This is a genomic window from Mumia quercus (genome assembly GCF_025506335.1).
Classification (GTDB): domain Bacteria; phylum Actinomycetota; class Actinomycetes; order Propionibacteriales; family Nocardioidaceae; genus Mumia; species Mumia quercus.
The window spans coordinates 340415-359770 of sequence record NZ_JANZYO010000002.1 but is presented as its reverse complement, the minus strand read 5'-3'; the positions used below and the strand labels follow the sequence as shown (position 1 = coordinate 359770).

General features: G+C 70.4%; 18 protein-coding genes. 9 read left to right on the top strand and 9 right to left on the bottom strand.

Translation table 11 applies throughout. The annotated features are described in order from the left end of the window. Nucleotide 1: 1 nt before the first annotated feature. Together NYZ95_RS05080 and treS are read right to left on the bottom strand one after the other, a co-directional pair. Nucleotides 2-1429 (bottom strand): maltokinase N-terminal cap-like domain-containing protein, encoded by a 1428-nt coding sequence (locus tag NYZ95_RS05080; RefSeq protein WP_262849364.1) that lies wholly within the window; start codon nt 1427-1429, stop codon nt 2-4. Then, nucleotides 1426-3135 carry a maltose alpha-D-glucosyltransferase gene (gene treS, locus NYZ95_RS05075; protein WP_262849362.1) on the bottom strand — a complete coding sequence of 570 codons (1710 nt, stop codon included), beginning with the start codon at nt 3133-3135 and terminating at the stop codon, nt 1426-1428. The genes NYZ95_RS05080 and treS overlap by 4 nt, the downstream gene beginning before the upstream one ends. Nucleotides 3136-3207: 72 nt before the next feature. Between treS and NYZ95_RS05070 the strand changes: the two genes are divergently transcribed. Beyond that, entirely contained in the window at nt 3208-3729 is a 522-nt protein-coding gene (locus NYZ95_RS05070; RefSeq protein ID WP_262849360.1) for a hypothetical protein, read from the top strand. A gap of 6 nt (nt 3730-3735) precedes the next feature. Here NYZ95_RS05070 and NYZ95_RS05065 read toward each other — a convergent pair whose 3' ends face one another. Then, nucleotides 3736-5667: an alpha-1,4-glucan--maltose-1-phosphate maltosyltransferase gene (locus NYZ95_RS05065; RefSeq protein ID WP_262849358.1), complete on the bottom strand. Its 1932-nt coding sequence runs from the start codon at nt 5665-5667 to the stop codon at nt 3736-3738. A gap of 154 nt (nt 5668-5821) precedes the next feature. Here NYZ95_RS05065 and NYZ95_RS05060 point away from each other — a divergent pair, with 154 nt between their 5' ends. Beyond that, on the top strand, nt 5822-6805 hold the full coding sequence (locus NYZ95_RS05060; protein WP_262849356.1) for a putative endonuclease domain-containing protein: 984 nt from the start codon (nt 5822-5824) through the stop codon (nt 6803-6805). Between the two features lie 2 nt (nt 6806-6807). Here the strand turns inward: NYZ95_RS05060 and glgX are convergent, their stop codons facing one another. Next, entirely contained in the window at nt 6808-8787 is a 1980-nt protein-coding gene (glgX, locus tag NYZ95_RS05055) for a glycogen debranching protein GlgX (RefSeq protein WP_262849354.1), read from the bottom strand. A 128-nt stretch (nt 8788-8915) separates the two neighbouring features. Between glgX and NYZ95_RS05050 the strand changes: the two genes are divergently transcribed. The 4 genes from NYZ95_RS05050 to NYZ95_RS05035 all read left to right on the top strand — a co-directional run bounded on the left by NYZ95_RS05050 (nt 8916) and on the right by NYZ95_RS05035 (nt 11782). Next, the gene (locus tag NYZ95_RS05050) at nt 8916-9695 is read left to right on the top strand and encodes an enoyl-CoA hydratase/isomerase family protein (protein WP_262849351.1); all 780 of its coding nucleotides are present in this window, start codon (nt 8916-8918) and stop codon (nt 9693-9695) included. 7 nt (nt 9696-9702) lie between these two features. After that, nucleotides 9703-10653, top strand: coding sequence for a class I SAM-dependent methyltransferase (locus NYZ95_RS05045; RefSeq protein ID WP_262849349.1), 951 nt, complete (start codon nt 9703-9705; stop codon nt 10651-10653). Between the two features lie 16 nt (nt 10654-10669). Then, on the top strand, nt 10670-11353 hold the full coding sequence (locus NYZ95_RS05040; RefSeq protein WP_262849346.1) for an acyltransferase: 684 nt from the start codon (nt 10670-10672) through the stop codon (nt 11351-11353). An 81-nt stretch (nt 11354-11434) separates the two neighbouring features. Next, on the top strand, nt 11435-11782 hold the full coding sequence (locus tag NYZ95_RS05035; protein ID WP_262849344.1) for a helix-turn-helix domain-containing protein: 348 nt from the start codon (nt 11435-11437) through the stop codon (nt 11780-11782). A gap of 9 nt (nt 11783-11791) precedes the next feature. Here NYZ95_RS05035 and NYZ95_RS05030 read toward each other — a convergent pair whose 3' ends face one another. The 5 genes from NYZ95_RS05030 to NYZ95_RS05010 form a co-directional block, all read right to left on the bottom strand. Beyond that, nucleotides 11792-12385, bottom strand: coding sequence for a ClpP family protease (locus NYZ95_RS05030; protein ID WP_262849341.1), 594 nt, complete (start codon nt 12383-12385; stop codon nt 11792-11794). After that, complete coding sequence (locus NYZ95_RS05025) at nt 12382-12996, bottom strand: ClpP family protease (RefSeq protein WP_262849338.1); 615 nt, start codon at nt 12994-12996, stop codon at nt 12382-12384. The genes NYZ95_RS05030 and NYZ95_RS05025 overlap by 4 nt, the downstream gene beginning before the upstream one ends. A 74-nt stretch (nt 12997-13070) precedes the next feature. Beyond that, on the bottom strand, nt 13071-13820 hold the full coding sequence (locus NYZ95_RS05020; RefSeq protein WP_262849336.1) for a class I SAM-dependent methyltransferase: 750 nt from the start codon (nt 13818-13820) through the stop codon (nt 13071-13073). 32 nt (nt 13821-13852) lie between these two features. Beyond that, complete coding sequence (locus tag NYZ95_RS05015) at nt 13853-14344, bottom strand: DUF6069 family protein (protein ID WP_262849334.1); 492 nt, start codon at nt 14342-14344, stop codon at nt 13853-13855. 25 nt (nt 14345-14369) lie between these two features. Next, a complete protein-coding gene (locus tag NYZ95_RS05010) occupies nt 14370-15413 on the bottom strand; it encodes an AI-2E family transporter (protein WP_262849333.1) in 1044 nt (347 codons plus the stop codon). A gap of 345 nt (nt 15414-15758) precedes the next feature. Here NYZ95_RS05010 and NYZ95_RS05005 point away from each other — a divergent pair, with 345 nt between their 5' ends. The 3 genes from NYZ95_RS05005 to NYZ95_RS04995 all read left to right on the top strand — a co-directional run bounded on the left by NYZ95_RS05005 (nt 15759) and on the right by NYZ95_RS04995 (nt 19336). After that, nucleotides 15759-16463, top strand: a complete 705-nt coding sequence (locus NYZ95_RS05005; protein ID WP_262849331.1) for an electron transfer flavoprotein subunit beta/FixA family protein — start codon at nt 15759-15761, stop codon at nt 16461-16463. Nucleotides 16464-16476: 13 nt separating this feature from the next. Further along, nucleotides 16477-17433: an electron transfer flavoprotein subunit alpha/FixB family protein gene (locus NYZ95_RS05000; RefSeq protein ID WP_262849329.1), complete on the top strand. Its 957-nt coding sequence runs from the start codon at nt 16477-16479 to the stop codon at nt 17431-17433. Nucleotides 17434-17740: 307 nt separating this feature from the next. Then, nucleotides 17741-19336 (top strand): peptide ABC transporter substrate-binding protein, encoded by a 1596-nt coding sequence (locus tag NYZ95_RS04995; protein WP_262849326.1) that lies wholly within the window; start codon nt 17741-17743, stop codon nt 19334-19336. The last annotated feature ends 20 nt before the right edge of the window (nt 19337-19356 follow it).

Below are 19356 nucleotides of genomic sequence, written 5' to 3'. Positions count from 1 at the left end.
CTCAGCCACCCAGCATGCGCTCGAGCGCGGCGTGCGGGATCGCCGCCCAGTCGGGCCGGTGGTCGCGCTCGTAGACGTACTCGTACAGAGCCTTGTCCATCTCGTACGCCGCGAGCAGGTCCGAGACGGGCTCCGTGGAGGTGTCGGCGGAGTCTGGGCCGTCGTACCCGCGAAGGAACGCCTGCCGGTTGCGGTCCACCCAGGCCTGCGCACGGGTGACCTGGTCACCCTCACCGCCACCGGTCTGGACGAGGTAGGAGTGCGCGGCGTAGTCGAACGAGCGGAGCATGCCCGCGACGTCGCGCCACGCCGAGTCCAGCGCGACGCGGGCCGCCAGCGGCGCCGTCGGCTCGCCCTCGAAGTCGATGAGCTTCCAACCCGCCGTCGTCCGCAGCGTCTGCCCGAGGTGCAGGTCGCCGTGGACGCGCTGCGCGAGCACCGGGACCGGCGCGGAGCGGAGCCGGTCGTAGCGCGCACGCGCCGCGTCGGCGTACGGCTCCAGGTCGGGCGTGCGGGAGAGGACGTCGGCGAGACGGGCGTCGAGCTTGTCCGCGAGCGCGACCAGGTCGGCCTCGCCCCACGTCGCGGTCTCGAGGTGCTCTGCCATCAGGGCATGGACGAGCCGGACGGTCTCACCCAGCCGTTCGGACTCGCCGGCGAAGTCGCCGCCCGCGTCCTCGGGTGCCAGCTCGGGCTCGGCCAGGAGGTCGCGCACGCTCGCCCGCGCGCTGTCCCAGCCGTTGCTCGCCGTCCGCAGGAACCGCTGCAGCATGGCGAGGTCGTACGAGGTGGCGTCGGGCCCGTCGGTGGTCGTGCTGATGACGCCCCACAGCGTCGCGATCGCCTCGTCGCCGGGCCCCGCGAGGGCGTCGTGCACCTCAACGTCGGGGTTGCGCCCGGCCACGACCTTGCGGAAGACCTTCATCAGCGCTGTCTCGTCGATCACCATCGAGGTGTTGGACTGCTCCACGGCCAGCAGGACCGACCCCGACTCGGGGCCGATCACGGGCTCGCCGTCGTCGTCGGACGGCAGCAGCGAGGTGTACGTGGTGTCGTCGGGCGTCTCGCCGAAGAACCCTCGTACGAGGACCTGCCGCGCGTCGGGGTCGTGGAGGGCGTCGTAGACGTACAGCTCGTCCGCCATCTCGCCCGCCCCCGGCGCGTACACGCCGAGGAGCCCGTACGCGTTCGCCTCGACCGGCTCCTGGCGGTAGGCCAGCGGCATGTTGTACGTCTGCGTGCCGCCGCCAGGACCTCGTACGGTCACGAGCTCGAAGCGCACCCCGAGCCCCGTCGACGGGCGCTGGAGCCACCCCCGCGGCGCGATCGCGGCCAGCTCCCACCCCTCGCCGTCGCCGGCGAACCACCGCTGGCGGACCAGGTAGTCGAGAACCTCGCGCCGGCCCTGGACAGTGCGCTCGTTGCTCATCTGGCCTCCTCGGTGTCGACCGTACGGCCCAGGCGGAACCAGTAGAAGCCGTGGCCGGCCAGCGTCAGCAGGTACGGCAGCTCGCCGATCGCGGGGAACTCGACGCCGCCGAACATCTCGACCGGCCGGATGCCCTCGTACGCGTGCAGGTCGAGCTCGACCGGCTGCGGGAACCGCGACAGGTTGTTGACGCACAGCATCACGTCGCCGTCGTGCTCGCGGACGAACGAGAACACCGACGGGTTCGAGCCGCCGAGGTCACGGAACGTCCCGACGCCGAAGGCACGGTGCTGCTTGCGGATGTGGATCATGCGGCGCGTCCAGTGCAGCAGCGAGGAGGTGTTCTCCTGCTGCGCCTCCACGTTGACGGCCTGGTAGCCGAAGACCGGATCCATGATCACCGGAAGGCTGAGCTTGCCCGGGGTCGCCACGGAGAAGCCGGCGTTGCGGTCCGGCGTCCACTGCATCGGCGTACGGACGCCGTCGCGGTCACCGAGCCAGATGTTGTCGCCCATCCCGATCTCGTCGCCGTAGTAGAGCACCGGCGAGCCCGGGAGGCTCAGCAGCAGCGCCGTGAACAGCTCCATGCGGTTGGTGTCGTTGTCGAGCAGCGGGGCGAGGCGCCGACGGATGCCGATGTTGGCCTTCATCCGCGGGTCGGTGGCGTACTCGCGCCACATGTAGTCGCGGTCCTCGTCGGTCACCATCTCGAGGGTCAGCTCGTCGTGGTTGCGGAGGAAGATGCCCCACTGGCAGCCGTCGGGGATGTCGGGCGTCTGCTCCATGATCTCGCTGATCGGGTAGCGCGACTCCCTACGCACGCCCATGAACAGGCGCGGCATCACCGGGAAGTGGAAGCACATGTGGCACTCGTCGCCGCCGACCTCGGGGTCACCGAAGTAGTCCACCACGTCGGAGGGCCACTGGTTCGCCTCGGCGAGCAGCACGCGGCCGGGGTAGTGGTCGTCGACGTAGCGGCGGACCTTCTTGAGGAACTCGTGGGTCCGGGGGAGGTTCTCGCAGTTCGTGCCCTCCTCCTCGTACAGGTACGGGACCGCGTCGAGCCGGAACCCGTCGACTCCCAGGTCGAGCCAGAACCGCAGCGCCTCCATCATCGCCTCGTGGACGGCGGGGTTCTCGAAGTTGAGGTCGGGCTGGTGCCCGTAGAAGCGGTGCCAGTAGTACTGCCCGCGCACCGGGTCGTACGTCCAGTTGGACGCCTCGGTGTCGACGAAGATGATGCGGGTGTCGGCGTACGCCTCGTCGGTGTCGCGCCAGACGTAGAAGTCGCCGTACGGGCCGTCCGGGTCGGTGCGCGACGCCTGGAACCACGGGTGCGCGTCCGAGGTGTGGTTCATGACGACGTCGATGATGATGCGGATGCCGCGGGCGTGGGCGGCGTCGAGGAGCTCCTTGAAGTCCTCGACGGTGCCGAGCTCGGGCGAGACCGAGGTGTAGTCGGCGACGTCGTAGCCGCCGTCGCGCAGCGGCGAGGGGAAGAACGGGGGCAGCCACAGGCAGTCCACGCCGAGCCACGCCAGGTAGTCCAGCTTGCTCGTCAGGCCGGCCAGGTCGCCGATGCCGTCGCCGGTCGAGTCGTGGAACGAGCGGACGAGCACTTCGTAGAAGACGGCGCGCTGGAACCACAGCGGGTCGTCGTCACGCCGGTCGGGGAGGGACGCCGGCGTAGGGGCGGGGGCGTTCATGCGCGCCACGATAACCCCCTGCCTCGTGTCCGCCTCCACGGTCGGGCGCCTGCGCGCCACTAGGCTGTGCCCATGCTCCTGGCCGCGCTCGCCGCCCTGCTCTGCGGGATCGCCATCGGTGCCGTCGTGGTGTGGTGGGCGAGCCGCCGCGACCCGCCCGAGCCCGTCACGGGCCGTGTGCTGATCCCCGTAGCGCCGGAGCTGGAGAAGGCACACCTCCAGACCCGCGGCAACCGGCCCCTGGACAACGTGACACGTTCGGAGATCACCCGGCTGCTCCAGACCGGGCGCAGGATGGAGGCCGTCCGTCTCCTGCACGCGAGCACGGACATGTCGCTGCTGCAGGCCAAGGCCCGGATCGAGGAGTGGGCCGAGGCGGTCGAGCAGCGGATGATCGCGCAGGCCTACGCCGACGCCGCGAACCTCGAGCACGACGAGGTCGACGACGCCTTGGCCGACGAGCTGCGCGAGATGCTCCAGCGGCGGTTCGGTCGCCCGCGTGCGCTCAAGCTGCTGCGCCGCCGGACCACGATGCGTCTCGCGGACGCGTACGACTACCTCGACATGCTCCGCCGCGGATCCCTGGTCGACTAGCGGCGCTCAGCGCACGACGGTCAGCACGTGCGCGACGGGGGAGTCGCCGCCGAGCTTCACGTAGTCGTCCTCGCCCCACTCGAACACCTCACCGGTCAGCTCGTCGCGGACGGTGAACCGTTCACCCCACCCGATCCCGAGCGCCGGGAGGTCGAGGTGGACGGTCGTCTCGTGGGTGAGCGACGGCTCCAGGTTGGCGACCACGATCACCACGTCGTCGCGCACCTCCGGACCGCTCTCGTCGAGGTGTCGCCGGGAGAAGCACAGGATCTGGTCCGACTCCGTCTCGTGCACGCGCAGCCGGTGCAGCTGGCGCAGCGCCGGGTGCTCGCGCCGGATCTCGTTGAGCCGGGCGACGAACGGTGCCAGCGACTGCGGGACGTCGAAGTCACGGTGCTTGACCTCGTACTTCTCCGAGTCGAGATACTCCTCCGACCCCGGGCGCAGCGGGGTGTGCTCGAGGATCTCGAAGCCCGAGTACATGCCCCACGTCGGTGCCCCGGTCGCGGCCAGCACGGCACGCAGCCGGAACATCGCCGGATCGCCGGTCTGGAGGTGCACGGGGAGGATGTCGGGCGTGTTCACCCAGAACGCGGGACGCATCACCGCCGCCTTGCGGCCGGAGACCTCTTCGAGGTACGCCTCGAGCTCCTCCTTGGTCTCGCGCCACGTGAAGTACGTGTACGACTGGTGGAAGCCGACCGTGCCGAGCGCGCGCATCATCGCCGGCCGGGTGAACGCCTCGGCGAGGAACACGACGTCGGGGTCGGTGCGGCGCACCTCGGCGAGGAGCCGCTCCCAGAACGGCACCGGTTTGGTGTGCGGGTTGTCGACGCGGAAGATCCGGATCCCGTGCGCCATCCAGTGACGCACGACCCGCAGCACCTCCTCGTACAGGCCGTCGGGGTCGGTGTCGAAGTTGAGCGGGTAGATGTCCTGGTACTTCTTCGGCGGGTTCTCCGCGTACGCGATCGTGCCGTCGGCGCGGTGGGTGAACCACTCGGGGTGCGCCTTGACCCAGGGGTGGTCGGGCGCGCACTGCAGCGCCAGGTCGAGCGCCACCTCCATCCCGCGCTCGCGGGTCGCGGCGACGAACGCGTCGAGGTCCTCGAGGGTGCCGAGCTCGGGGTGCACGGCGTCGTGGCCTCCCTCCGCAGCGCCGATCGCCCACGGCGAGCCAGGGTCGCCCGGCTCGGCGACGAGCGCGTTGTTGCGCCCCTTGCGGTTGACCCGTCCGATCGGGTGGATCGGCGGCAGGTAGACGACGTCGAACCCCATCGCGGCCACGCGGTCCAGCTCGCCGACCGCCGCGCGCAACCCGCCGTACGAGCGGGGGAACAGCTCGTACCAGGCGCCCGCGAGGGCGCGCTCCCGGTCGGCGAAGAGCGGGTACGCCGCCGTGCTGCCGAGCAGGTCGCGCAGCGGGAACCGGCTCATCACCTCTAGCACCTCAGGCGTGGTCGCGGCCTCCAGGCGCTCGGCGGGAGGACGGTTCTTGTCACGCAGGATCTTGGCGGCCGTGCGCAACGTCGCGCGCTCGGCGGTCCGCCCGCGGGGGAGAGCCGTGGCGGCGCGCTCGAGCAGCAGCGCGCCCTCGACCGGCATCAGCTCGGCGTCGACGTCGGCGGCGACCTTGATCGGCGCGTCGTGCAGCCACGTGCCGTACGGGTCCGACCAGGTCTCGATGCGGTACGACCAGGGGCCGACCTCGTCGAGGGTCACCCACAGCTCGTGGTGGTCGTTGTCGAGGTGGGGGAGCGCGAGCAGCGGCCGCTCCTTGCCGTCCGGGCCGGTCAGCACGACGCCGGCGCCGAGGTCGTCGTGGCCCTCGCGGAAGATGCGCGCACGGATCGGGAACGGCTCGCCGACCGTCGCCTTCGCGGCGTACTCCCCGTGCTCGACGACCGGGCACACGTCCATCACTGGGATACGCAGCATGCGCGCCACGCTATCCGACCTGGCCCCCGCCCCTCTCGCCCGGACGTCATACGTCCTGCGGGCGGGGACCACCGATTCGTATGACGTCCTGGCGTCGTCCACAGGTGGTGGCGTAGACGAGCCCGCAGGGTCTTGGCGGACACACGCTCACGGCATGCACCAGCAGATGACGAGGGACGAGGTACGGCGCGCGCGGCGCCGTCGGGTAGGGCGCGAGGCGCAGACGCAGGACGGGGTTCTGTCCCGCCGACAGCTGTACGGGATGGGGCTCAGTCGTTGGGAGGTCGACGCGGAGCTGAGGGCGCAGCGGTGGAGGTTGCACGGGCGCCAGACCATCGCTGTCCACACCGGTGACCTCGCAGGCGACGCGATGCTGTGGCACGCGGTCATCGAGGCCGGAGCACGCGGCGTCCTCGACGGGGTCAGCGCCCTCGTCGCCGCGGGGCTCACGGGGTTCACGATCCCCGCCGTACGGGTGTCGGTGCCGCGTGGGGCCCGGGTCGTGAAGATCGCGGGGATCGACATCCGGCAGACGAGGCGGCTGCGTCCGTCCGACCGTGTCGGCGCCGGGATTCCGCGCGTCTGGCCCTGGATCGCCGCCGTACGGGGAGCGTTGTGGGCGCGCACGGATCGGGAGGCGGCGACGCTGCTCGCGATGGTCGTCCAGCAGCGGCTCACGACGGCCGAACGGATCGGGGCCGCGCTGCTCGACGTGCGACGCGACCGCCGTCGACGCTTCGTGGAGATGATCGTGCTGGACCTCATCGGCGGGGCGCAGTCGCTCGGTGAGCTCGACTTCGCCGGGATGGCGCGCCGGCGCGGTCTGCCCGAGCCGGATCGACAGGTCGTACGGCGGGGACGCGACGGCCGGATCTACCTCGACGTCGTCTGGGAGGCGTTCGCGGTCGTCGTCGAGATCGACGGCATCCACCACGCGTTCGCGCAGAACCTCGTCAACGACGCGCTGCGCCACAACGCGGTGACGCTGCGCGACGCGACGGTGCTCCGGCTCCCTCTGCTCGGCCTGCGCGTGGCGGTGGACGCCTTCTTCGGGCAGATCGTCGAGGCGCTCGTCGCCGGCGGGTGGACCCCTCCGGACGTCATACGTCCTGCGGGCTCCGACCCTCAGAACGCATGACGTTACGGGAGGGGCGTGGGGGTCGCGGAGAGCAGGACCACGAGGGAGTGCGGGGCGACCTCGCCGTCGAACGGGCCGCAGCGGTCCAGGTCGGCGGTGTCGAGCACGACCTCGTACGCGTCCGGCCACGGGGCGCCGGGCAACGTCCAGGACAGCGCCTCGCCACCGGCGTTGAGCAGCAGGACGGCGCACCGCTCGTCCGGTCCGCCGTCGAGCGCCATGCCGAGCCGGTGCAGCGACGTGTCGTGCCAGTCGTGCTCCTCCCAGTCGCGCCCGTCGGGATGCAACCAGCGGACGTCCTGCCGGCCGGTCAGCTCCGAGACCTCGCCGGTGAAGAACCGGGTCGTCCGCAGCGCCGGGTGCTCCGCCCGCAGCGCCGTCAGCCGGGTGACGACGCCGCGGAGGTGCTCCCACCCCACGTCCGGGATCCACGGGACCCACGTGAGCGGGCTGTCGTGGCAGTACGCGTTGTTGTTGCCGTCCTGCGTCTGACCATGCTCGTCACCGGCGCGCAGCATCGGCACCCCGGCGGCGAGCAGCGTGGTGGCGATGAGGTTCGCGGACTGGCGCCGGCGCAGCGAGAGGACGCCGACGTCGTCGGTCTCGCCCTCGACCCCGCAGTTCCACGAGCGGTTGTCGGTGTGGCCGTCGCGGTTGTCCTCGCGGTTGGCCTCGTTGTGCTTCTCGTCGTACGAGACGAGGTCGCGCAGCGAGAACCCGTCGTGCGCCGTCACGAAGCTCACCGAGGCCTGCGGCGGTCGTCCGCTCGGCTCGAACTCCTGCGACGACCCCGCCAGGCGTCGCGCGATCCCTGCGACACCGCCGATCCCGTGCGCGGCGCCGCGCCAGAAGTCGCGCACGTCGTCGCGGAAGCGGTCGTTCCACTCCGCCCAGCCGTGCGGGTAGCCGCCGACCAGGTAGCCGTCCATGCTCGCGTCCCACGGCTCGGCGATCAGCTTCACCCCACGCAGCACCGGGTCGCGCCCGATCGTCGCGATCAGCGACTGCGCGACGTCCACACGCCCCCGTCCCACCCGCGCCAGCGCGGACGCGAGGTCGAACCGGAACCCGTCCACATGCATCTCGCGCACCCAGTAGCGCAGCGACTCCACGATCAGCGCCGAGGCGGCGGCGGAGTCGGCGCGCACGGTGTTGCCGCAGCCTGTGACGTCGAAGTAGTGCCCCTGGGCGTGGCGGTAGTAGCCGGTTTCGTCCAGCGCCCGCAGGTGGATCCGCGGACCGTCCTGGCCACCCTCCGCGGTGTGGTTGTAGACGACGTCGAGGACGACCTCGAGCCCGCGCGCGTGCAGGGCCTGCACCATCTCCTTGAACTCGCCGACGGGGTCGTCGCCGGCGGCGTACGGGGCGTGCGGGGCGAGGAAGGAGACGGAGTTGTAGCCCCAGTAGTTCACGAGGCCGCGCTCGGCGATCGTCGGCTCGGTGACGAAGTGGTGCACCGGGAGCAGCTCGACGGTGGTCACGCCGAGCGAGACGAGGTGGTCCAGGACCGCCGGGTGCGCCAGCCCGGCGTACGTGCCACGGAGCTCCTCGGGCACGTCGGGATGACGCATCGTCAGACCGCGCACGTGCGCCTCGTACAGGACGGTGCGGTCCCAGGGCACCCGCGGCGCGACGTCGGCGCCCCAGTCGAACGCCGTCTCGGCGACGAACGCCCGCAGCCGCGAGGTGTTGCCGTCGAGCCCGCCGGTCACGTGCAGGGCGTACGGGTCGAGCACGGAGACCCCGTCGACGACGAAGCCGTACTCCTGCCCGGGCCCCACCCCGAGGACCTCGACGTGCCAGACCGACCCGGTCCGCGACTCGACCTCGAACTCCCCGACGCCCGGGAGGTCGAGCACGACCTGACGGGCGCGAGGAGCGTGGATCGCGAAGTTGACTCCCGAGACGACCTGACGGGCGCCGAGGGGGTGCGGGCTCCCCGGCGCACTCGGATGACGCTCGTACGCCCAGGTCTCGGCCATGCCCTCCATCATCGGGTACCGCCGGTGGCGCACGCGCTCGGTCCCGCCCGTACGGTGTTCGCTACCCTCGGTAGCCACGACGTCGACAGCAGGACTGTCACGACAGGCACCACACGGAAGGCACGCGCATGGGTGAGCTCGTCAGGCTCGAGGTGGCCGACGGCGTCGGCACGATCCGTCTCGACCGACCCAAGATGAACGCGATCAGCGCCCAGCTCCAGGACGAGCTGCGCGCGTGCGCCGAGGAGGCGACGGCACGCGAGGACGTCGCCGCGGTGGTCGTCTACGGCGGCGAGCGCGTCTTCGCGGCCGGTGCGGACATCAAGGAGATGGCCGACCTGTCGTTCCCGGCGATGAACGTCCGCGCCCAGGCGCTGCAGGCCGCCCTCAACGCGGTCGCCGCGATCCCGAAGCCGACCGTCTCCGCGATCACGGGCTACGCGCTCGGTGGTGGCTGCGAGCTCGCGATGTGCACCGACGTGCGCTTCGCCGCCGACAACGCCAAGCTCGGCCAGCCCGAGATCCTGCTGGGCATCATCCCCGGCGCGGGCGGGACGCAGCGGCTGTCGCGGCTGGTCGGGCCCGCCAAGGCGAAGGACCTCATGTTCACCGGTCGCCAGGTCGACGCCGCCGAGGCGCTCGCGATCGGGCTCGTGGACCGTGTCGTGCCGGCGGAGTCGGTGTACGAGGAGGCGCTCGCATGGGCGCGCCAGTTCGTCGGTGCCGCCTCGCTCGCGCTGCGCGGCATCAAGGAGGCGGTCGACCGTGGTCTCGAGGTGGACCTCGTGACCGGGCTCGAGATCGAGCGTCACCTCTTCGCGGCGCTGTTCGCGACCGAGGACCAGGCGACGGGCATGCGCTCGTTCGTCGAGAACGGGCCTGGCAAGGCCACCTTCGAGGGGAAGTAGCACCACCATGAGCACGATCGACACCCCCAACCCGCACGCGAGCGCGGACGAGGTCGAGGCCGCCTGGTCCGACACGAAGCTGGCCCAGGTGCTGTACCACGACTGGGAAGCGCAGACGTACGACGAGAAGTGGTCGATCTCCTTCGACGAGCGCTGCATCAGCTACGCCCGCGACCGCTTCACCGCTGTCGCCGGCGAGAGCGGCTGGCCGTACGGGCGCAGCCTCGAGATCGGTGCGGGCACTGGGTTCTTCACGCTCAACCTCATGCTCGCGGGCGTGATCGACAAGGGCACGGTCACCGACATCTCGCCCGGCATGGTCGAGGTCGCCAAGCGCAACGCCGACAACCTCGGCTTCTCCCTCGACGGGCAGGCTGCCGACGCCGAGGAGCTGCCGTTCCCCGACGAGTCGTTCGATCTCGTCATCGGTCACGCGGTCATCCACCACATCCCGGACGTGGAGAAGGCGTTCCGCGAGATGTTCCGCGTGCTGCGTCCCGGCGGTCGCGTCGTGATCTGCGGCGAGCCGACCAAGCGGGGCGACTTCGTCGCGCGTCGTCTGTCGCGGCTCACCTGGTGGGCCACCACGAACGCCACTAAGCTCGGCCCGCTGCGCGCCTGGTCGCGTCCGGCCGAGGAGCTCGACGAGTCCTCGCGCGCGGCGGCGCTGGAGGCGGTCGTCGACCTCCACACGTTCGAGCCGTCCGAGCTCGAGCGCACGGTCCTGCGCGCCGGCGGCGTCAACGTCCGTACGGCGACCGAGGAGCTGACGGCGTCGTGGTTCGGCTGGCCCGTCCGGACGTTCGAGGCAGCGGTGCCGGAGGAGAAGCTCGGGCTGCGCTGGCGCATGTTCGCGTACAAGTCCTGGCTGCGGCTGTCCGCGCTCGACAAGGCGCTGACCCCGGTGGTGCCGAAGGGCCTCTACTACAACGTCTCCGTCTCGGCGACGAAGCCCTGACACCGACGCGCCTGCGATGACCGCTCCCCGCCAGGCCCGCTTCCTCACCGTCGACTCCCTGCGGTGGGTGCGGCGTCACCGTGCGTGGTCGCGCTACCACCTGGTGCGCTACTGGCGGTTCTGGCGGTTCAAGCGGCGCCACCCCGACGTGATCACCGAGGGGTTCGTCTTCCTCGGCCGCGGGGTGCAGATCGAGACGAAGCCTCCGTACGGGCGGGTGGTCCTCGGCAAGTTCGTGCACCTCGGCGACCGTACGGCGCTGCGGGCACACAACGGCACGCTGCGCCTCGGCGACAAGGTCGTCATGGGGTCCGACAACACGGTCAACGCGCACCTCGACATCGAGATCGGGGCGGCGACGATCATCTCGGACTGGACCTACATCTGCGACTTCGACCACGTGACGCTCGACCTCGCGAAGCCGATCAAGGACCAGGGGCTCGTCGTCTCGCCGGTCCGGATCGGGCCCGACTCGTGGATCGGTGTGAAGGCCACGGTGCTCCGCGGCACCCGTACGGGTCGGGGTGTCGTGCTCGCCGCGCACACCGTCGCGCGCGGCGAGTACCCGGACTTCGCGATCGTCGCCGGGCTGCCCGGGCGGGTCGTCAAGAGCCGCCGCGACGACCTCGCGGAGTGGGCCGAGATCCAGCGCTACACCACCGAGGTCGCCGAGGAGCAGCGCGAGGCCCGCGGCACCTGACGTACGGCCCCCTCCGGGGAGCCGTTCTGCGCTGGGCAGAACGGGTGTACCTGGAGGAGTCGGCGGTCCTAGCATCGCGGCATGGGTGACCTGATCCGCTTCCCTGCACCGCACGAGCACGAGCACGAGCCGCGCACGCCGCGCGAGCCCGAGCCGCTCTGGCGGGAGGTGCTCGGCGCCCGGATGCGCCGGCGCCGTACCGACCTGGGACTCCGGCTGGTCGACGTCGCCGACGTCGCTGGCATCTCGGTCCAGTACCTGTCCGAGGTCGAGCGCGGCCGCAAGGAGCCGTCGAGCGAGATCATCGCCGCGGTCGCCGGTGCGCTGCAGACCAGCCTGCGCGAGCTCACCGGCACCGTTCATCGCGACCTCACCACCCGTACGCTCGCCCCCTCGCCGATCCGGGGTCCGAAGGCGCTCGCCGCCTGAGCCCGCAGGTCAGCGCGCCCGTGGCTCCATGACCACGTCGACGAGCCCGTACGCCCGCGCGGCCTCGGCGGAGAACACCCGGTCCCGGTCGGTGTCGTGCCGCAGCCTCTCGACGCTCTGACCGGTGTGCGTCGACAGGATCGCCTCCATGCCGTTGCGCACCCGCACCACCTCGTCGGCCTGAAGGATGAGGTCGGGGATCGTCCCCTGGCCCCGGGCCGCCGGCTGGTGGAGCACGAAACGTGCGTGGGGCAACGCCGCGCGCTTGCCGGGAGCACCGCCCGCCACGAGCACCGCGCCGGGGCCGATCGCCTGCCCGACGCAGAACGTCGCGATCGGTGAGCGGACGTGCTGCATCGTGTCGTAGACCGCGAGCATCGCCGTCTCGTCGCCGCCCTCGCAGTTGACGTAGAGGCTGATCTCGGAGTCGGGGTTGTCCGCCTCGAGGTGGAGCAGCTGGGCGATGAGCGCGTTGGCGACCCCGGCGTCGATGCCGGTGCCCAGGTAGACGATGCGTTCGGCGAGCAGGTGCGAGTAGACGTCCATCACGCGTTCGCCGCGCGGGTGGCTCGCGATGACGTTGGGGATCGTGTAGGTGCTCATCCCGCCACCCCGATCCCGACCGTACGGCGCCGGTTGGGCATGACGTCGTCGAACGACCCGACGACGTGGTCGACGAACCCGTACGCGCGCGCCTCCTCGGCGGTGTACCACCGGTCGTGCAGCGAGTCCTCGAAGACCCGCTCGATCGGCTGGCCGGTGTCCTCGGCGATGAGGGCGAGGACGGTGTCGCGGGTGTGGCGCAGGTCGTCGGCCTGGACCTCGATCTCGACGGCGCTCCCGCCGATGCCTGCCGAGCCCTGGTGCATGAGCACCCGCGCATGGGGGAGGGCGTAGCGCCGGCCCGGCGTCCCCGCCGACAGCAGGAACTGCCCGGCGCTGCAGGCGAGGCCGAGGGCGAGCGTCGACACGGCGCACGGGACGAGCCGTACGGTGTCGCGCAGCGCGAGCATCGCGGGGACCGACCCGCCGGGGGAGTGGATCCACAAGGCGATGTCGGCGGCCGGGTCGTCCGCGGCCAGGGAGAGGAGCTGCGTCGTGAGCAGCGTGCCGTTGTCGTCGTCGAGGACACCGTCGAGGACGAGGATGCGTCGGCCGAGCAGCTGCTGGCGGGTCGCGGTGTCGAACTGTGGTGGTGCTCCGTCGTGTGCCATGCCTCCCACGCTGGCGCGCGGCGACGACCGGATCCAGCGATTCCTCCCGGGGCGGATCTGCTGGCGGCAGAGCGTCAGACGCGCGCGGTGACGACCAGGTCGAGGGAGGCCGCCAGGTCGGCGTCGTCACCCTCGCGCACGACGAAGTCGGCGGTCTCCACCGACCGGACCACGTCGGCGACGTGCGCCGGCCACTCCTCGTACGGTCCGGCGATCTGCGCGTCGACGAGCGAGCCGTGCTGCTCCTCCCAGGCGGCCAGCCGCGCGCCGTGGTGGAGGCCGGCCAGCGACGCGACGCGTGCGTGCGTGCCGACGAGGTCGCGCAGCTCGGCCGGCTCGAGCTCCTTCGGGTGGTAGATGTTGCCGGGAGGGAACGTGAGCGTGTTGGGCGTGCTCACGACCAGCGTGCCGCCGGGACGCAGCGCACGGACGCACTCGGCGAGGAACGCGTCCTGGTCCCACAGGTGCTCGATCGTCTGCAGGCTCACGACGACGTCGAAGGAGGCGTCGGCGTACGGGAGAGCGACGAGGTTGCCCCGGACCACCGGGACCTGCGGGTACGCGCTGCGGACGTGCCCGGTCGCGTACGCGTCGTAGTCCAGCGCGACCAGCGAACGCGCCTCGCGGCTCAGGAGGTCCGCGCCGTACCCCTCGCCGCAGCCCGCCTCCAGCACGAGCTTGTCGCGGACGACGTCGCGCAGCGCCTCGTAGACGACCTCGTGGCGGCGGAACCAGTAGTTCTCGTGCCAGATCCCCGGCACGGTCCGCTCCCCGGTGATCACCATCTGCGGCTTCTCGCCGCCGCCCGTGCCCTCGCTGCTCACGCCCGCAGCGTACGGGCGTGTGCGCGACGCGCTCAGGCGCGGGGGGCGTTGCGGACCGCGCGGTCGGCGGTGCCGGAGACCAGCGAGCCGATGATCACCGCGAGGAGGACGCCGACCACGGCGCTGGCGATCTGCTCCTCCAGCGGGATGTCGACGGTGAAGGGGAGCACGCCGATCAGGACGGCGATGAGCACCACGATCCACCCGAAGAAGAGGCGTGGTCGTGGCGTCGTGAGCAGCAGCAGGTGCATCAGCGCGGTCGCGAGCAGCGCGGCACCGGCGGCGAGGAACGCGTACGGCAGCGTCGAGGCGACGTCCCACCGCCCGCCGCCGCTCGGCACGAGGACCGCGATGTCGAAGACGCCGCGGCAGACGAGCAGGCCGACGGCGGCGCCCAGCGCGGCGACGACCGCCGTCGCGACACCGCCCGCCCACAGCTTGCCGGCGTCCACGGACAGGCCGCTGGGGGTGTCGGGATCGCGGTCGGGCTCGGGGGAGCCGGCGGGAGGTTGCTGGTAGGACATCGTGCCTCCTAGCTCGCGGTGGCCGTCACGCTACCGGTTCTCGGCCGGCGATGAGGGGCGACATCCAACGGGCGTCGGGGTCGCTGTCGACGAGGAGCTTCTTGACGAGGAGCGTCGCCGGGATCGCGAGGATCGCGCCCCACGCGCCGAGGATGAGGGTCCAGAAGATCAGCGACAGCATGCTGATCGTCGCGGAGAGCCCGACCGAGTCGCCGACGATCTTGGGCTGGAAGATCGACTGGACGACGAAGTTGATCACGCAGTAGCCGACGATCACCCACAGCGCCGTCTCCCACCCGGAGTCGAAGAGCGCCAGCATGGCCGGCGGCACGAGGCCGAGGACGAAGCCGATGTTGGGGATGTAGCCGGTGATCAGCGAGAGCACGCCCCACAACCACGGCTCGGGGACGCCGAGGGCGTAGAGCAGGATCACGTCGCCGACCGCGACGATCAGTCCGAAGACCGTCGCGACCACGAAGTAGCGGCGCGTCCCGCTCGCGAAGTCGGCCAGCGCGTCGACGGTGGCGCGGTGGCGGTCGGGGACCTTGTCCACCAGACGGGGGACCACCGAGCCGTCGAGGGCCATGAAGAGGAGCAGCACCAAGATGAGGAGCAGGTTGCCGGTGACGGTGGTCGCGCTCGACACGGCGTCGGCGACGTAGGGGGCGAGGGACTTGATGTCGAGGTGCTGGAAGATCTGGTCCAGGTCGCTCTGCTGGACGCCCAGGTTGTTCAGCAGCGACTTCACGTCGGCGAGCCACCGCTGGAACTCGTCCTCGTACGTGGTGAGCAGCTCGCCGAACCGTGCTCCTGCGAGCACCAGGGCGCCGGCCAGCAGCAGGAGGATCGCGTAGACGGCGACGACGCACGCGACAGTCCCGGCCCAGGTGGGCAGTCCCACGCGCTCGACCAGGTGCCGCAGCGGGTGCACGGTCACGGTGAGGCAGACCGCGAGGAACGTCGGTCCGATGATGCCGTTGATGTTCATGACGCCTGCCACCACGACGACGAACGCGGCGGACCCGACCAGGATGGTGAACGTGCGTTGACGTGCCCTAGGCTCGGTCATGTGGCTCAGTGTCGCAGCGTGTCGTGCGCTCGACCTCTCAAGAAGGCCCTCGGCGTACGAGCCACCGACGCGGGAGCGCCGTGGGTGAGCGGTTCGCCGTGTGACCCACGCCACCCAAGACGACCTCGTCATGATGGTTACCAGTCGGTAACATCAGGGTTGCGGGGACGTCTCACGGCTCCGCAACGCAGTCGCCCGCGGCTGCCGCGACGCGCGTCCCGTGCGAGCGCCGTGTACGAAGTCGACTCCACAGGAGGGGCCGAGAAGGCCATGAACATCGTCGTCTGTGTGAAGTACGTACCGGACGCTACGGCGGACCGGTCCTTTGACTCGTCGGACAACACCGTGGACCGCGAAGGCGTCGACGGTCTGCTCTCGGAGCTCGACGAGTACGCCGTCGAGCAGGCCCTGCAGGTCGCCGAGAACAACGACGGCGAGGTGACCGTCCTGACGGTCGGCCCGGCCGACGCTGCCGACGCCGTCCGCAAGGCGCTCCAGATGGGGGCGGACAAGGGTGTCCACGTCGAGGACGACGACATCGCGGGCTCCGACGCCGTCGCGACGTCGCTGATCCTCGCCAAGGCGCTGGGGACCCTCGAGTACGACCTCGTGTTCTTCGGCATGAGCTCGACCGACGGCACGATGGGTGTCGTCCCGACCATGGTCGCCGAGCGCCTCGGCCTCCCCGCGGTCACCTACGGCTCGGAGATCACCGTCGACGGCTCGACGGTCACCGTCCGCCGTGACGGCGACGTCGCGACCGAGACCATCACCGCCACCGCCCCGGCGGTCGTATCGGTGACGGACCAGTCGGGCGAGCCCCGCTACCCGTCCTTCAAGGGCATCATGGCGGCGAAGAAGAAGCCGGTCGAGGACCTCACCCTCTCCGACCTCGGCATCGAGTCGTCCGAGGTCGGCCTCGACGCCGCCTGGACCAAGGTCCTCTCGTTCGCGCCGCGCCCGCCGCGGACCGCCGGCGAGATCGTCACCGACGAGGGAGACGGCGGCGTCAAGCTGGCCGAGTTCCTCGCGTCGAAGAAGTTCGTCTGAGGAGCAGCGACAGATGAGTGAGATTTTCGTTCTCGTCGACCACGTCGACGGCACCGTCCGCAAGACCACCGGCGAGCTCCTGACGCTCGCCCGTCGTCTGGGCACCCCGTCGGCCGTCTTCATCGGCTCCGGCGCGGACACGGCGCAGTCCTACCTCGCCGAGTACGGCGCGGAGAAGGTCTACGTCCTCGACGCCCCCGAGCTGACCGAGTACCTCGTCGCCCCCAAGGCCGAGGCGCTCGCCCAGCTCGTCGCCGACAAGCAGCCCGGCGCGGTCCTCGTCTCCTCCTCGGCCGAGGGCAAGGAGATCGCGGGCCGTCTCGCGATCAAGACCGAGTCCGGCCTGCTCACCGACGCCGTCGACGTCCGTGCAGGCGGCGAGGGCGTGGAGACCACGCAGTCGGTCTTCGCGGGCAACTTCACCGTCGAGGCGACCGTCACCAAGGGCACCCCGATCGTCGCCGTCAAGCCGAACTCGGCGACCCCGGAGAAGGCTCCTGCCGCTGCGGCCCTCGAGGCGGTGTCCGTCACCGTCTCCGACGCCGCCAAGGGCGCCAAGATCACCGACTCCAAGCCGCGTGAGGCCACCGGCCGTCCGGAGCTGACCGAGGCCGCGATCGTCGTCTCCGGCGGCCGTGGCACCGGTGGTGACTTCAGCCAGGTGGAGGCGTTCGCCGATGCTCTCGGCGCTGCCGTGGGCGCCTCGCGCGCGGCCGTCGACTCGGGCTGGTACCCGCACAGCTTCCAGGTCGGCCAGACCGGCAAGACGGTCTCGCCGCAGCTGTACGTCGCCAACGGCATCTCCGGTGCGATCCAGCACCGCGCCGGCATGCAGACCTCCAAGACGATCGTCGCCGTCAACAAGGACGAGGAGGCGCCGATCTTCGAGCTCGTCGACTTCGGCGTCGTCGGCGACCTCAAGGAGGTCCTGCCGCAGGCGACCGACGAGGTCAACAAGCGCAAGGGCTGACGCCACGTCGTCCGCGTCTTGAGGCCGTCACACCCCGTCCCGCGGGGTGTGACGGCCTTGCCGTGTTTCAGGGTCGGACAAAAGCCCCCAAAAGGGGCCCGTCGAAACTCGGCTTGCCAGGGTCTGATAAGAATGCTGTCACGATCAGGGGGCCTGGTGGTTGTAACACTTCGGTAAGTGTCCGGCCCCCGACCTGTTCTGGTCGATTGATCCGGAGTAACCATGGGTGTGCGGAAGTTTTTCTGCGCGTTCCCAACACAACAGGAGGATTCCAATGCGACTCTCCCGGCGTACTCGCCTCGGAGGCGTGGCGCTGCTCGCTGCTATCGGACTCACCGTGTCCGCGTGCGGCGGCGGCGGGGGAGATGACGACAACGGTTCGAGCGACTCGACCGACGCCGTCATCACCGCTCGTACCACCGAGCCTCAGAACCCGCTGGTTCCGCAGGCCACCAACGAGGTCGGCGGCGGCAACGTCATCGACCTGCTCTACGCGGGTCTCATCACGTACAAGGAAGACGGGTCGCAGGAGCTCGAGGTCGCCGAGTCGATCACCTCCGACGACAACCAGACGTGGACCGTCAAGCTGAAGGACTGGAAGTTCAGCGACGGCACCCCCGTCACCTCCAAGTCCTTCGTCGACGCCTGGAACTACGGCGCCCTGAGCACGAACGCGCAGAACGCCTCGTACTTCTACTACCCGATCAAGGGTTACGACGAGGTCCAGAAGGAGAACCCGACCGTCAAGACGATGTCGGGTCTGAAGGTCGTCGACGACAAGACCTTCACCATCGAGCTGAACCAGCCCGAGTCGGACTTCCCGCTGCGTCTCGGCTACTCGGCCTACTACCCGCTGCCTGAGTCGGCCTACTCCGACATCAAGGCGTACGGCGAGTCGCCGATCGGCAACGGCCCGTACAAGCTCGAGGCCTGGGAGCACAACAAGGAGCTCCGTCTCGTCCCGAACGAGGAGTACGACGGCGCCCGCAAGGCTCAGAACGGCGGCGTGACCTTCGTGGTCTACACCGACACCGAGGCTGCGTACACCGACATCCAGGCCGGCAACCTCGACGTCCTGGACACCGTCCCGGACAGCGCGCTGCAGACCTTCGCGAACGACTCGAGCATCACGCCCATCGAGGCGCCGGGCTCGGTCAACGGCTCGTTCCAGTTCCCGGTCGACCTCCCGGGCTTCACCGGCGAGGCCGGCAAGCTCCGCCGCCAGGCGGTCTCGATGGCCCTCAACCGTGAGGAGCTCACCGAGAAGCTGTTCTTCGGCACGCGTACGCCTGCCAAGGACTTCAGCGCCCCGCCGATGCCGGGCTGGACCGACGAGATCCCCGGCAACGAGGTTCTCGAGTTCAACGCCGACGAGGCCAAGAAGCGCTGGGCCGAGGCCGAGAAGATCGAGCCTTGGGGCGACAAGAAGCTGCTGATCGCCACCAACACCGATGGCGCCGGCAACAAGGCTTCGGTCGACGCGATGGCCAACCAGATCAAGAACACCCTGGGCATCAACGCCGAGCCGAAGTACTACGCCACGTTCGACGAGTTCCTCGACGCGCGTGACAACAACAAGACCGGCGCTCTGTTCCGTGCCGGATGGCAGCCGGACTACCCGTCGATCTCGAACTACCTCGGCCCGATCTACGGCACCGGCGCGGCTTCGAACGACGCCCGCTGGTCCAACAAGGAGTTCGACGCCCTGATCGCCAAGGCGGCAGGCGCGGAGAGCGACGAGGATCGCTACCAGGCGTTCGTCGACGCGCAGGCCATCCTCATGGAGGAGCTGCCGGGTCTGTCGATGTGGTACACCGACTCCACCGGTGCTGCTGCCAAGGGCGTGAAGAACGTCAAGTTCAACTGGCAGGGTGTGCCGATCTACCAGAACATCACGAAGTAGTAGGTTCCACACCACCGCAT